Source organism: Oceanobacillus sp. Castelsardo (assembly GCF_001659985.1).
Taxonomy (GTDB): Bacteria; Bacillota; Bacilli; order Bacillales; family Amphibacillaceae; genus Oceanobacillus.
Map to the genome: position 1 here is coordinate 375,592 of NZ_LYCS01000002.1, position 14,926 is coordinate 390,517.

15 protein-coding genes are annotated in these 14,926 nt (G+C 35.6%); 1 reads left to right on the top strand and 14 read right to left on the bottom strand.

Features of this window, described 5'->3' with window-relative positions:
* Positions 1-8 precede the first annotated feature (8 nt).
* The 13 genes from A9178_RS05975 to A9178_RS18915 form a co-directional block, all read right to left on the bottom strand.
* Entirely contained in the window at positions 9-1,076 is a 1,068-nt protein-coding gene (locus A9178_RS05975; RefSeq protein WP_369801955.1) for a phosphotransferase family protein, read from the bottom strand.
* Positions 1,077-1,178: 102 nt separating this feature from the next.
* Positions 1,179-1,742 carry a TetR/AcrR family transcriptional regulator gene (locus A9178_RS05980; RefSeq protein WP_068673323.1) on the bottom strand — a complete coding sequence of 188 codons (564 nt, stop codon included), beginning with the start codon at positions 1,740-1,742 and terminating at the stop codon, positions 1,179-1,181.
* 67 nt (positions 1,743-1,809) lie between these two features.
* Complete coding sequence (locus A9178_RS05985) at positions 1,810-2,589, bottom strand: SDR family oxidoreductase (protein WP_068673326.1); 780 nt, start codon at positions 2,587-2,589, stop codon at positions 1,810-1,812.
* A 21-nt stretch (positions 2,590-2,610) separates the two neighbouring features.
* Positions 2,611-3,819, bottom strand: a complete 1,209-nt coding sequence (locus A9178_RS05990) for an acyl-CoA dehydrogenase (RefSeq protein WP_068673328.1) — start codon at positions 3,817-3,819, stop codon at positions 2,611-2,613.
* A 213-nt stretch (positions 3,820-4,032) separates the two neighbouring features.
* On the bottom strand, positions 4,033-5,442 hold the full coding sequence (locus tag A9178_RS05995; protein ID WP_068673330.1) for a hypothetical protein: 1,410 nt from the start codon (positions 5,440-5,442) through the stop codon (positions 4,033-4,035).
* A 336-nt stretch (positions 5,443-5,778) separates the two neighbouring features.
* On the bottom strand, positions 5,779-6,099 hold the full coding sequence (locus A9178_RS06000) for a hypothetical protein (RefSeq protein ID WP_068673332.1): 321 nt from the start codon (positions 6,097-6,099) through the stop codon (positions 5,779-5,781).
* Positions 6,100-6,260: 161 nt separating this feature from the next.
* On the bottom strand, positions 6,261-7,040 hold the full coding sequence (locus tag A9178_RS06005) for a putative hydro-lyase (RefSeq protein ID WP_068673334.1): 780 nt from the start codon (positions 7,038-7,040) through the stop codon (positions 6,261-6,263).
* Between the two features lie 35 nt (positions 7,041-7,075).
* The gene (locus A9178_RS06010) at positions 7,076-8,029 is read right to left on the bottom strand and encodes a 5-oxoprolinase subunit C family protein (protein WP_082918106.1); all 954 of its coding nucleotides are present in this window, start codon (positions 8,027-8,029) and stop codon (positions 7,076-7,078) included.
* Between the two features lie 2 nt (positions 8,030-8,031).
* A complete protein-coding gene (locus A9178_RS06015) occupies positions 8,032-8,796 on the bottom strand; it encodes a 5-oxoprolinase subunit PxpA (protein WP_068673336.1) in 765 nt (254 codons plus the stop codon).
* Positions 8,797-8,800: 4 nt separating this feature from the next.
* The gene (gene pxpB, locus A9178_RS06020) at positions 8,801-9,526 is read right to left on the bottom strand and encodes a 5-oxoprolinase subunit PxpB (RefSeq protein WP_068673338.1); all 726 of its coding nucleotides are present in this window, start codon (positions 9,524-9,526) and stop codon (positions 8,801-8,803) included.
* A 24-nt stretch (positions 9,527-9,550) separates the two neighbouring features.
* Positions 9,551-10,780 carry an NRAMP family divalent metal transporter gene (locus tag A9178_RS06025; protein ID WP_068673340.1) on the bottom strand — a complete coding sequence of 410 codons (1,230 nt, stop codon included), beginning with the start codon at positions 10,778-10,780 and terminating at the stop codon, positions 9,551-9,553.
* A 508-nt stretch (positions 10,781-11,288) separates the two neighbouring features.
* Entirely contained in the window at positions 11,289-12,440 is a 1,152-nt protein-coding gene (locus A9178_RS18910) for a toxic anion resistance protein (RefSeq protein ID WP_068673342.1), read from the bottom strand.
* Positions 12,441-13,082 (bottom strand): 5-bromo-4-chloroindolyl phosphate hydrolysis family protein, encoded by a 642-nt coding sequence (locus A9178_RS18915; protein WP_068673344.1) that lies wholly within the window; start codon positions 13,080-13,082, stop codon positions 12,441-12,443.
* A 268-nt stretch (positions 13,083-13,350) separates the two neighbouring features.
* Here A9178_RS18915 and coaW point away from each other — a divergent pair, with 268 nt between their 5' ends.
* A complete protein-coding gene (coaW, locus tag A9178_RS06040) occupies positions 13,351-14,154 on the top strand; it encodes a type II pantothenate kinase (protein ID WP_068673635.1) in 804 nt (267 codons plus the stop codon).
* 12 nt (positions 14,155-14,166) lie between these two features.
* On the opposite strand, the gene A9178_RS06045 is transcribed toward coaW, so the two are convergent.
* Positions 14,167-14,862, bottom strand: coding sequence for an abortive infection system antitoxin AbiGi family protein (locus A9178_RS06045; RefSeq protein WP_068673346.1), 696 nt, complete (start codon positions 14,860-14,862; stop codon positions 14,167-14,169).
* Positions 14,863-14,926: the final 64 nt, after the last annotated feature.

Consider the following 14,926-nt stretch of genomic DNA (forward strand, 5'->3'; position numbering starts at 1 on the left):
TTTACCATTTATATACCTCTACTGTAGTTCAACGCGTGATGAATTAAACTTTCAACTAACCGATTTAAGTTCGCAAATCGTTGATCCTTAGTTTGGCCTTTTTTAAATCGGTAATAGATTTGTTGGACAATGACTGCTAGCTTAAAATATGCAAAAGTTAAATAGAAATGGATATTGGATAAATCCCGACCACTTTTCTTCGCATATTCTTGCATAAATTTCTCTCTAGTATAAAATCCATTCTTAGTCGTAACCGGTGCTTTATTAAATCCATTTTTTAATTCTTCTGGATCACCATCCTCAACCCAGTAGCCTAAGGCTGCTCCTAAATCTGCAAGCGGATCCCCTACCGTTGTCATCTCCCAATCAAAAAGACCAACCATTTCACTACAGTTTTCAGAAAACATAGCATTATTTAACTTGTAATCATAATGAATAATGGCAGGTTCCTCTGATGTTGAAACATTTTTTTCAAGCCATTTTGTTAACTCTTCCACTCCTGGTATATCATCTGTCTTTGCAAGATAATAACGCTTTGTCCATCCTGCTACTTGTCGTTCCATAAACCCCTGAGGCTTAGATATGTTCAAAAGATCCGTTTTCGTATAATCAACTTGGTGTAATTCAACTAGTTTATCAACCATAATTTGTGATAGCTTACAACCTATTTCAGGAGTGTAGGAGATAGATTCAGGGAATTCTGTATCTAATACTATCCCTTTTCTTCGCTCCATAACAAAAAAACTACTACCAACAATTGACTTATCATCCGAATAAATATATGGTCTTGGTGCAGTAGAAAATAATGGGTGAAGGTTACTTAAAATTCGATACTCTCTTTCCATATCGTGAGCTTTTGGAGCAACAGGACCATGAGGAGGGCGGCGTAATACCGCCTCCCATGTTCCTACTTTTAACAAATATGTTAAATTAGAATGCCCTGCTCCAAATTGCTCAATTTCTAAATTACCACTTGGAATATTGGTTAAATTCTCCCGAATAAATTTATATACCATCGTTTCATTTAACTCTTCACCTTGTCTAACATTGATTGTGTCATTAAAAGAATACTCCACACCAGTTCCCTCCCGCGGCAAACAGTTAAATACTATCCAGTAGGTATATTTTAATTATTCCGAAATTTGATTCTAGACTACTATCTATATATAGATAATAGTCTAGTTTTCTATGCCCTTAAAAATAATATTCACATAAATTTTTGCCAATTCATTTGGTGACACATCTCCCTCTGGGTTATACCAATTATAACTCCAGTTCACAATACCTAATACCCCATACGCTAACATATCTGGGCGGTCCCCTTTTCTGAACTCACCCTGTTCTGTCCCAGCTTTAATTAACGCCTCTACATTTAAGAAAAACTGTTTTCTAATTTTCTTTATTTTTTCTATATGTTGCTGACTTAAATGTCTCATTTCTCTAAAGAAAACCCTAGCACTTGGTCCTCTTTCAGACACATCCATAATTAATAAAGTAATAATTTCTGTAATTTTTTCTTTATGGGATAGATGGGACTTTTCAACTATATAATTCTGTTTCTCTAATAAACTTGTAATATAATCATAGTGAATATCCATTAACAGTTGTTCTTTACTCGAAAAATAGTAGTAAAAGGTCCCTTTTGTAACACCGATTGCATCTACTATATCTTGAATAGACGTTGCATTAAAACCTTTTTTTTCAAATAGTTTGATACTTACTTCTGTAATTTTCTCCTTCATCACAATCGTTCCTCACTGCATAAGATTTTTGTACATATTTAATGTACCACAACGTCTAGAGAAGTTACTAAGCGTAGGCACTAGAACCACCATCAACTCTTAGAATATCCCCTGTCACAAAATCCGATGCTGATGATGCTAGAAAAAGAGCGGCACCTTTCATATCTTCATCACTACCGAATCTATTTAATGGTGTTCCAGCTAGTATTTTATCCCCACCTTTTTCCAATAATCCTTTTGACATTTTCGTAGGGAAAAAGCCTGGAGCAATGGCATTTACATTAATATTGTGAGGCCCCCATTTTACAGATAAGTCCTTCGTAAAGGTTATGACAGCACCTTTACTAGTATTATAACCAATTGTATCCATTACGCTTGGATCAGTCCCGCCAAACCCCGCAATCGAGGCAATATTGATGATTTTCCCTTTCTTTTTTTTCATCATAACTTTACCAGCCTCTAAACTCATTAAATAGGTTCCAGTTATATTTACATTCATCACTTTTTCCCATGCTTCAAAAGGCATTTCCGTTATTGGTGCACCCCAAGTTGCACCACTATTATTGACTAAAATGTCAACTGTTCCGAAATATTTCACTGTCTCGTGAACTACTTTTTTTACATCCTCCAATTTGGAAACGTCACAACTGTAGGCTAACACTTCTGTTCCATATTTTCTTTTTAGTTCTTCTGCCTTTTCTTTACAAGCATCAACTTTCCTAGAACATAAAACAAGGTTTGCTCCAGCATCCGCATACGCTTCTGCAATTTGAGCTCCAAGTCCACGCCCACCACCTGTAATGATGGCGGTTTTCCCTTTTAAACTAAATAAATCCATAACACTCATTTTATTCCCTCCCTACTATCATCACTGATAACTTTTCATTTCTAATCTCGCAATTTGACGGCGATGAACCTCATCCGGACCATCTGCAATCCGTAATGTTCTTGCATTGGCCCAGTGATACGCTAATGTAAAGTCATCACTAACACCAGCAGCACCAAATACTTGGATAGCGCGATCCAGAACCTTTAAAGCCATATTTGGGGCAACTACTTTAATCATGGCAATTTCTTTTTTCGCTACTTTATTACCAACCGTATCCATCATATAAGCCGCTTTGAGTGTCAGTAAACGGGCTTGTTCTATTTCAATACGGGAATTTGCAATCCACTCCTGAATAACTTCATGTTCAGACAATTTTTTGCCAAAAGCCTCTCGATTCTGTATACGCTTACAGACATCTTCAAGTGCTCTTTCTGCAAGTCCTATTAAACGCATGCAATGATGAATTCTCCCAGGTCCTAGTCTTCCTTGTGCAATAGCAAATCCTTTCCCTTCATCCCAAAGCATATTTTCTGCTGGTACTCTAACATTGTCATATTCAATTTCAGCATGACCATGAGGTGCATCATCATAACCAAATACTGGTAACATTCGTTTAATTTTAACTCCAGGTGTATCTAATGGAACAAGTATCATAGACTGTTGTTCATGCCTTGGTGCCGACGTATCTGTTTTTCCCATGACAATAGCAATCTTACATCTTGGATCTCCTGCACCAGAGGACCACCATTTTGTCCCATTAATAACATATTCGTCACCATCTCTTACAATGCTTGTAGATATATTCGTTGCATCACTGGATGCTACATCTGGTTCCGTCATGGAAAAACATGATCTTATTTCACCTGCTAATAAGGGCTCAAGCCATTCTTTCTTTTGCTTTTCTGAACCATAACGCGCTAATACTTCCATATTACCTGTGTCTGGTGCATTACAGTTAAATGCTTCAGGACCAATTACCGATCTCCCCATAATTTCACAAACGGGAGCATATTCTAGATTTGTTAATCCTGCCCCATACTTACTTTCAGGTAAAAATAAGTTCCATAACCCTTCTTCTTTTGCCTTTTCCTTTAATTCATCCATAATTGGAGGAGTATCAGACCATCTAGTTTTTTGCTGATTTAATTGCTCTTGATAAATCTTTTCATTTGGGTAAACATGCTCTTCCATAAACGAGTTAACCTTTTTCTTTAAATCTAAAACCTTCTCGGAATATGAAAAATCCATTTTAATCTCCCCTAACTATCTAATTTTACATACCTACCGTATAGTATGTTCTTAATGTTTATAATATTATAACAAGTTATAAGAATTGTAAACCCCTACTGTGCCGATATTTTTTTTCATCAACACAGTAAAGGGTTCATAGTCCACATCTATTCACTTTTTTTTATTATTTCCATATTAGTGAAATTGCCCTGTCATTCTTGAATTTTTTATTTAACCTAAATAGATTCTAGTCTGCACATACAACTGCACTATCACATAAATCGCTACCGCATACTTCCAATTAAAACGAATACCATTTTTCAACGCACTTAATCCATTCTCACTACTTAATACGATAACTGGCATAATTAATGGAGATAATAAAATCGAGATGGTACTACCCGATGTGATAGCCATCACAATCAATTCTTTCGCATATGGTAGATGAATAGATTCCAAAATCCCCGCTACTAAAACCATTACTGTTAGTGGGCCTAGTCCAAAGAAACCAAGAATGATAATAATAAATGGTAAGAAATATAAAATATTTAAAAATGGAATCGATTCTTGTAGAGAATAGATTCCGTTTACAACCATTTGCGCAAAAGAAGTTTGATTAAGAGCATAAATTAAAATACCTGCCCCCAACATCATACAAACCTGATAAGCTTGATATTCTATATTTTTCGAAACATAGGAATATATTTCTTGCGTCAGTTGTTTGGGTCTTCTTTTAACAATGTAATAACTAACAATCCAAGCGAGTACTACTAACGGAATCAGAACTAGTAATTCAATATTGATATAAGCTTGTAAAGTAAGAATGGATCCGAATAATGAAAGGAACAGTACTAAAAATTCTATAACATTTCTCTTCACATATCTTTGATTAGCATGAACTAAAACCTCATCAATCTCCGTTTGTAATCCAGCTGTTAAATCAACACCATAACGTTTTTCTTCAAAGTAAGAAAAAATAAGCGCAATGACAACACCTATAATGGAAATTCCTAATCCTTGTAATATTGAAATACCAAGTGGGGCATCCATTACCTCTACAACATAAGCAAAACTCGGTATACTGATTACCCACATAACGGATAAAGAGAATCCTCTGAGAAGAGCAGTTCCTTTATAATTCTCCCAGGGTTCTCCGTGTTCATTTTTCAAAATTCCATTAACAAATTGGTACATCATCGCGATGGATCCAAACAATAAAAAATAAGCAATAATTTGTGTAAACGAAATAATTCCAAAGTAAAATTTCCTACTCGTATCAAGTAAATTATGTGCAAAACTCATGATGGATTCAATATAATCCTCACCATGTAGTACCCAACTAATCATTGGCACGATAACTAATAGCCCAATCATATTACGCATTTCAATTAAACCATTAAGCAAACCATCTACAACTAATTCACCAGAAATTATAAGGATGATTATGCCCGCGACAAGTAACCCAAAAGGCATTTTAATATGCTTGATACGAAGCTTAAGAATGGTAAATATAAAAATTCCAAAACCAGAAACGGATAAAGCTAAAGTAAAAAAACGACTATCAAAAAAATATGTTAAAAAGTGCAAAATCGTAAAAAGCACGATGGTAATTCTTAGTCCTAAGCTTAAAATTGACCACATGTTTGTGTCTCCTAACAGTTATGTACTCTTATATCTCCTTTTTATTACTATAGCATGGGTGGTGATGGATTATTGTCGAATTTTGGCTTTCATTAAGAAGGCATTTACCAAAGAGTGGTAAATGCCATAGTCGTAAAGCTATTTTATAATTAGGGGTAATTCCTTTAATAAAACGTATTATATTCATAAATTGCAGATGTATAAAAACTGATGAACTTGATTTTGGAGATTTCAATTGTGTTTTCGTAGAGGAATTTCTTTGCAACATAAAATTACTAAACAAGGATGGATGGGCAAGGGGGAATTGTTTAATCAAGCGCTTAAGTAAATACCACTTTATTCCTTTGTTTGCAGTTTGGAAATTTCTCTATCATGCTTTCCAACTTTTTCATCAAAATATTTAAGGTCATCTTTCGTTGCAAGATTGTCGAATTTAGACATAATATTTGTATAATTTTCCGTTAAATTAGCTGTTTGTTCATGTATCAATTCTTGCTTTGACTCTAATCTGAGCAAACGATCATTCATTATTCTTAGTTCCTGCTTCATACTGGTTTGGTCTGCTCTCATTTCACTTAATTCCTGCTTCATTTCGCTTTGTTCTTGCTTCATTTCACTAATTTCCGCTAAGATCTTTTCTAATAATATTTCAGACATATTCTCACCTTCATCCATTAAGACATAGTATAGCACATTTCTACATAAATAAACAAATTGCTGTCAGAAATTTCAATCACCAAAAATATGACTTGTCACAGGTCATGCGAAAGCCATATTTTTTACTACGCGAATAATTTTAGGCACCTTGAGGGTTCCATCTAAATCACTGCATGCTCTTCCTCTTTCATGTCCGTAATAAACATATGCCCTGGTGCATGAGTGATCACTAATTCTGGTTTACTTGCCATAACTACTGCTTGAGGAGTAACCCCACAACCCCAAAATACTGGAACCTCTCCTTCATGAATCGTTACGGAATCGCCAAAATCTGGATTGTTTATGTTTTTAATTCCGATCAAAGAAGGATCACCAATATGAATTGGAGCCCCGTGAACAGATGGAAATCTTGATGTAATTTGTGTAGCACGAATAGCTTCATCAGGTTTCATCGGACGCATACTTACTACCATTGGCCCTTGGAAAACCCCCGCAGATTCACAAGGTATATTCGTCCTATACATCGAAACATTTTTACCTTCTTCAATGTAACGAATTGGAATTCCATTATCTAATAAAGGCTTTTCAAATGTAAAACTACAGCCGATTAAGAAAGAAACAAAATCGTCTTGCCAATAAGAGGAGATATCGGTAACTTCTTCGACAAATTCCCCATCTTTATAGATACGATATTTTGGTACATCTGTCCGTAAATCCCCAGTTGGTGTTGTTTTTTTCGGTACCGGAGAGCCGACATCTGTTACTTCAATTAGTGGACATGATTTAGGATTGCGCATACTAAACAACAAGAAATCATACGCATATTTCTTTGGTAAAATTACTAAGTTCGCTTGCGTATAGCCTGGTGCTAGCCCAGAAGTTGGTTTTTTCCATTCCGCTGTTCTAATTTGTTGTCGAATCTCTTCTGTTGTTCTACTCATAATTCTCGCCTCCTATTTACTTTTTAAAAACCCTTTTAATATATCCTTGCTCCAACAGCCAACTGACGTAATATTTTTTCCTGTTTTATATGTAAAGCTTGTGCTTCTTGCACACTTATTTCCTCAAATTGTAATTTTCCACCAGGCAAATTCTGAGCAACCCTGGCAACATCAACTGAAATGACAGTAGCAATTCTTGTATAACCACCTGTCGTTTGACGGTCTGCCAAAAGAATAATCGGCTGTCCATTTGCCGGAACCTGTATCGTGCCAAGAAAAATACTATCTGAAATAATATCGGCTTTTGAAACATGTTGAATTTTTGGCCCATTTAAACGCATACCCATTCTATCCGTTTGTTTTGTAATTTCATATGTTCCAGTCAAAAATGTCTCGACAGTTCTTTGGGAAAAAGCATCCCTATCAGGTCCTAGTATCACTCTTATTTTTTGATCCGATTGATAAATAGGAATCAGATTATCGGGCAGTCTTCTTAGTCTAATTTTTTCTTTTACATCACTAGAATGTAACATATCATCTTTTTGTAAAAATCTACCGTTTACTCCCCCAATTCCAGCTTTTACATAAGTAGACCGACTCCCCATAACTACTGGTGTGTCTATACCTCCTGCTACTGCAATATATGTATATACACCTTTCTTAGGCTGACCAAACGAAAGCGATTGGCCTTTTTGGACGAAGAAGGATTTCCACATTGGGATATCTTTTCCGTCCAGTTGAGGAGATAAATCAGCACCACATATAGCAATGACAGTATCTTTTAAAAATACTAATTTAGGTCCCATGATCACTGCTTCAATACCAGCAGCGTTTCGTTCATTCCCGACAAGTAGATTTCCAACTTGGAGGGCAAATGGATCCATCGCACCAGAAACTACCATTCCATATTGTTGATATCCCATTCTTCCTAGGTCCTGTATGGACGTAGATAGGCCAGATTTTTCTACTTTAATAACTGCATTATTCAAAGTTACATCCCTACTCTTTTTAATATAATTCCATTGTTCATTAATTCTCTATTTAGCTTTTTCACAAATTCTAATGACTTTTCGCTATCACCATGAACACAAATGGTATCTGCATGAATCGGTATATCCGAACCATCCACTGCCTCTACTTTTCCATCTCTAACCATACGAATAACACGTGCAACCGCCTCATCCGAATCAGTTATCATGGCATTTGCAAGACTCCTCGATGTTAAAGTTCCATCTGGTTGGTATGTACGATCAGCAAAAACTTCTTCCGCTACTTGCAATCCAGCTTTTTTCCCCATTCGTATTAATTCACTACCTGCAAGACCAAATAAAATGAGTTCTGGGTTCACATCATACACGGCTTGAGCTATTGTTTCCGCCATTTGCTGATCTTTACCCGCCATATTATATAATGCCCCATGTGGTTTTACATGATTAAGTTTTGAATTATTTACTTTTGCAAATGCTTGTACCGCTCCAATTTGATAAATGATTAAGTTATAGAGCTCATCCATATCTAGATTTATTTCTCTTCTTCCAAATCCATGCAAATCTAAAAAACCAGGATGCGCTCCAAGTCCAACGCCATTTTCGACTGCTTTTTTGATAGTTTTTTGAATCACATTATGATCACCTGCATGATAACCACAAGCAATGTTAGCTGACGTAATACACTTCATCACATCGTCATCTTGACCGACTTTGAATGACCCGTAGCTTTCTCCTAAGTCACAATTTAAATCGACAAAATTCCCCATAACGTCACTCTCCTTCATAAAGCACAGTTTCTACTTCATAACTATTATCTTCTACTTGTCTTTCTATCTCTTTATATTCGGATTCAGTTACTTGAACGAAACGAATATAATTCCCAGCTTTTAATAAAATAGGTTTATTTCTCATGGGCTCATATAGTTTCACAGGTGTTCTACCGATGATTTGCCATCCTCCTGGAGTTTCCATAGGATACACACCAGTTTGCGAACCAGCAATTCCCACTGAACCTACTGGTATTTTTAAACGCGGTTCCTTCAATCTCGGTGTAGCAACTTTTTCGGACATTCCTCCTAAATATGGAAAACCGGGTGTGAACCCCATCATATAAATTAAATAATCCGAACTTGTATGAATATGAATAACTTCATCCATGTTTAGTCCGTTATGGGTAGCAACATGTTCTAAGTCAGGACCTGCATCACCACCATAAATAACTGGTATTTTAATAACATATGCAGGTGGCAATGTGATTTTTTCTAGTCTTTCCTCTAAACTTTCCACTTGTTTCTTAAGTTCTTCAAATGTAATAACGTATGGTTCATAATAAATGGAAACCGCTGCATAAGTCGGAATCCATTCTAGTACCCCTCGTATATTTTCTTTTTCTAAAAACCACGAAAGACTGCGGACTTTTGCATTTATTTCTCTCGAGATAGAATTGCCTAATTGCACTCTTATCCCACAATCTCCAAACGGTTCAATTTGAAACATTTTATCCCCACCATTACTTAAATGTTAAAATAGTTGTGGTATCATTTGAATTAATGTTTTGACACCTAAATATGCTGTTAAAATAACGACAATCGCTCCAAATACCGTTAACCAAATGGGATGTTTATAATCACCAACTATTTTCTTGTTATGTGCTGCTAAAAGCATTGGTCCTAGAGTTAATGGTAAAATTAAACCATTTACCGCTCCTGCCAGAACAAGTAATGTTGCAGCCTGTCCAATGAATACAAAAACAATAGTAGAAAACAAAATAAATCCAATAATCCAATATTGATAATATTGTTCAATTTTTGGATGAAATGTTCGTAAAAAGGATACAGAAGTATATGCAGCACCAATAACAGAAGAAATCCCTGCAATCCATAGTACTAAACCAAATATTCGATACCCAATGTCACCCGCAGCATATTGAAAAACTGTAGCAGCTGGATTGGACGGATCAAGATTCACTCCAGCATAGACAACACCTAACACTGCTAAAAATAATAAAATACGAACAAGAGAAGCAACTAAAATCCCCATTGACGAAGTTCGTGTAACTTCTGGTATACTCTCTTTTCCTTTAATTCCTGCATCTAATAAACGGTGTCCACCGGAAAAGGTAATATACCCACCAACCGTTCCACCCACAATCGTAATAATCGCATAAAAGTCTAATTCTAAAGGAATAAAAGTTCGATAAATAGCGTCGCCAACTGGTGGTTGACTTACAAACATTACGTATGCAATTAAAACAAGAAGTACGGCCCCTAAAATATTTACAATTCGGTCCATTGCCGCTCCTGCTTCTTTAGATAGGAATACAAAAATACATATAGCAGCTGAAATGATAGCACCAACTTTCGGATTAATTCCGAGTAATGCGTTCAATCCAAGCCCGGTACCACCGATATTTCCAATATTAAAGGCAAGACCGCCAATAACTATAAAGACAGCAACAACCACCCCTAATCCCGGAATGACTGCACTAGCAATTTCTTGACCTCTTTTACCAGAAACTGCAATAATTCTCCATACATTCAACTGTGCACCAATATCTAAAATAATGGATAAAAGGATAACAAATCCAAAACTAGCTAAAAGGGTTTCAGTAAAAACAGCTGTTTGGGTTAAAAAACCAGGTCCAACAGCCGAAGTTGCCATGAGAAAGGCAGCACCAATCAAAGCACGACTTCTACTCTTTCTGTCCTTTTCAGATAGCAACACTTTTCCACCATTTTTCTTAACCGACATGTACTCTTTCCTCCTAGATGTATATTAATAATTTAGGATTTCCCTTCTTTCACGTACTATTCTTTAGGTGTTTTCCCTAAATAATTAGAAAACTAAGGCTATAGCCACACTTTATGGCCAATGCCTTAGTTGCGCTTATGCAAATCCTTACATGGGGCAAGCAATTGGAGCCCCAGGGATAGCGTTTTAAACTATCCAATCTGCCAAAACAATCTAGAAAGAAAATATGATCCTTTTGAATTAAAACTTTGCATTCGCTATCAAGCTTTAGCGAATACCCAAGTTGAACTTACTTATGCTGAATAAGGATGTTTATACATTCTTATCTTCCAACAAAAAACTACAACACTGTGCGAATGTTTGTAGTATACGTAAAATTATAAGGTATTTTTAATTTTCTTGTCTAGTATAAACAACAAAGCTATTCACAAAATCCCAAAATTCCGGTATTATCAAATAAAAAAAGAGGTACTGAAGCCTTGCTCGGCTCCAGCCCCTCTTCCCTTTTTTATTTTAACTCTAATAACTTCTGTTTTAATTCATTCTCCATGTTTTGTAGCTCTATTTCGGCTTGTTTACGCTTTTGGCGTCCTTCTGATTGGATTTGTAATGTTTCTTCAATCGTCGAAACGAGATCTTCTTGGGTTTTCTTTAATGTTTCAATATCAATCAATCCGCGTTCATTTTCCTTTGCAGATTCTATCGTATTTGTTTTTAACATTTCGGCATTTTTCGCGAGCAAATCATTCGTAGTCTGTGCCACTTGTTTTTGTGCTTCCACAGCATTTCGTTGTCGTAGTAACGTTAGAGAAATTGCGATTTGATTTTTCCATAATGGAATAGCGGTCAAAACGGATGATTGAATTTTTTCAACTAATGCCTGATTCGTGTTTTGAATAAGACGAATTTGTGGAGCGCTTTGCATCGTAATTTGTCTACTTAATTTCAAATCATGAATACGTTTATCGAGGCGCTCCACAAATTGAATCGTATCATTTACTTCTTGTACATCCATTTGACTTTGAGTACGTTCTGCATCTCGTTTTAACTCTGGAATCACTTTTGTTTCTAGTTCCTGAATCTTCACTTCTCCAGCCGCAATATAGATATTTAACGCATCATAGAAATCTCGATTTTTATCAAACAATTGTTGTAATAGTTGATTATCCTTCATAAGTGCATTTTTGTTTCGATCCAGTTTTACACTTATCCGGTCAATTTGTGCTCCTGTTTTTTGATATTTTGAAAGGATTTCATTAACAGAACTGGAGATCTTACCAAACATTCTCGATAAGAAACCACGTTTTTCTATTTTTAATTCATCCGGATTAATAGACTCTAATCTCTTCATTAAATCTTTTAAAATGCCACCAATCTCTTGTACATCATTATTATCCACATGTTCTAGCATCGAATGAGAGAAGTCATGTAATTTTGCCTGAGCATTCGTCCCGTAAGTTATAACAGAGTCTGGAGATTTATGATCAATTTGTTTTGCAATTTCATAAGCCTTTTGCTTGTCCAGCTCATGTAATCCGTCAATCATCTTCTTCGATATATTCTCATTTGTTTCTGCTATACCCATCGTGGATTCATCGTGTGTTGCAAATGGATTAGCAAGTAAATCATCTATTTCTTCCGAGCGTTTTGATTCGTTCATTTAATAAATCCCCCTATTATTTTTCTTCATGCGATTAATGGAGTTTTTAGCTACGTCCAATTCAAAATGTAAAGTATCTACATCATCATTCAACATAATATATAGATCTTTTTTTACGGAATCATTCAAACTAGTTAATGTCGATTCTGTCTCACGCAATGATATTGTCATTTCTCTTGATTTAGCGGGTTGAGAGGAGAGAAATGAATATTTTTCCGCAAGCTCTACTAACGAATCCAAACGTTCATAAAAGAATCCCTCAGCCTTATAAAACCGCTTCGGCTCTTTTTTGGTATTGGAATATATTTTTCGAACGGTACGAATCATTTCGATGTTCCGTTTCGCATGTTGGATGCTGCGGACATTCATTAAAGCTCGTTGCAAACGGGAAATCTTATCTTTCGCTTCTTTTAAGTTTCTTTCAATATATTTATATTCCCTACGAGTCAAACCATTTTTCTTTACAAAACGTCTATTTGAAACTCCCTTAACAGTTAAAAACGTTAATCCTCCACTAATGAAGGCATATACAGTGGAAAGAAGAAATGTTTGCTCCAATGCTAAAAAACTAAGAAGCCATATTCCAATCATCATGGCGAAAGATGAAATCGATTGTATGATAAATAGAACAAATGTCCTCAAATGGTTCATCTCCTATTAAAACCTTAATTATTTTTAATTTATTCTTTATACGGATTCATCCGACGAAAGGTTTCATAATTTCCTTATCTTCATTTTAATGAATTTATCAAAACAAGCCAAACTAGAGAACAGTTCAGATAATTGTCAAAATACTTTGCATATGATAGAGTATTAGAAAACTTAACATTACCTATTGAGCTAAATGGGGTGCAAGTTGCACTTATTCAGACTTTCAAAAAATAAATTTGCAATAGAAAGGAATATTCCTATGACAAATAAAATTGGGATTGATGCGGGGGGTTCCTTGATCAAAATAGCTTATGAAGAACAAGGTAAATTCCATGTAAAAACATACGGAAATGATGAATCAAAAAACTTGATCCAATGGTTAACATTGCTTAACCCCAACGCCTCACTCTACATAACCGGCGGAAAAAGCACCTCCATTAAAGAACAAACCATGCAACAATGTGTATACATAGAAGAATTTGAAGCAGTAACAAGAGGGGCACGTTTTCTAGTAAAGCGGGAAATTCCAAGCTTCCAAGATGATTTTATTCTCGTTAGCCTTGGAACAGGTACATCCATTTTTCACGTAACCGAAGAGGCATCTCATCGGCTGCTTGGGAGTGGGATTGGCGGCGGAACACTAATGGGACTAGGCTCTATCATTACAGGAAGAAGGGATTATCAACATCTTGTAAGTCTCGCTGAAAAAGGCTCAAGTCAAAAAAGCGATTTATTAGTTCGTGATATTTATGCACCCGATGAGCCACCCATCCCAGGAGATCTTACAGCAGCTAACTTTGGAAAAGCCCACTTTAACATGCAAGCAAGAGCGGAAGATCATATAGCTGCACTTATTCGACTAATCGGAGAAACAATTATTTCCTTAGCAAGTCAAGCGGCTAGGATCTTAGGTGTTGAAAAGATAGTATTTGTAGGAAGTACGTTAAATGGAAATAAACCTTTGAAAGAAGTACTAAGTGGATTCCAAAGTATGATGCAATATGAACCAATTTTTCTGGAAAAGGGTTCGTATGCAGGAGCAATCGGCACCCTTATTTCATAGGTGCCGACTTTTTTACTCTGTAAAGGATATCTGACCATAATAATTAGGAAGCATTTCTCTTAGCTTTTTCCCGTATCGTTCCGGTATCAATATTCTTGTAATGTCGTCTATATTGAATTGGACATCGCCGACAATCCTCCATTCTCTTTCTAAATAATAATTATCCTCATCTGCATCAGTTTTAGATGCATCAAATGGTTTGAAGTAAGCAAAGATATGTTTAATTAAAAAGGAATCAAGTCTTTCCAAGTTTTGAACATGTTCCATCCCTATTCCCTGTTCTTTAAGTATTTTCTTTATATCCTTCATCAATGAAAAATAACTTTTTACGTTTTCCTTAAAATACATTTCTCTAGCAAAACCACTCGATTCTCCAATTAATCCATTTGTAGCAAGATAATAAACTGGATTGGCACCTTTTTCCACAAGAATATCCTTTTTAAAAGCTAGACCAAAGTTACTATATTTTTCCATATGGAGAGATAAATCATTTATCGGAATATCAGCAAAACAAGTAATTCCAGGTATAACAATATCCTCTAGACCGTGGGCATTCGGATTGATTTTTATGTTTTCACCAATATCTTTATGTAAAAGCCAACCACTCTTTATAATGTCCATTAGTAAGTTAAATCGTTCTTGTTCCGGTTTATGCCGTCCAACAAAATGTGTTAATTCCTTGGAAACATATCTCTGGATAAGTTCCATCTAATTTCCCCTTTTTAGTACTTAGTCTGACCAAACAAAAACGAAATTATATAAAAAAGATTGC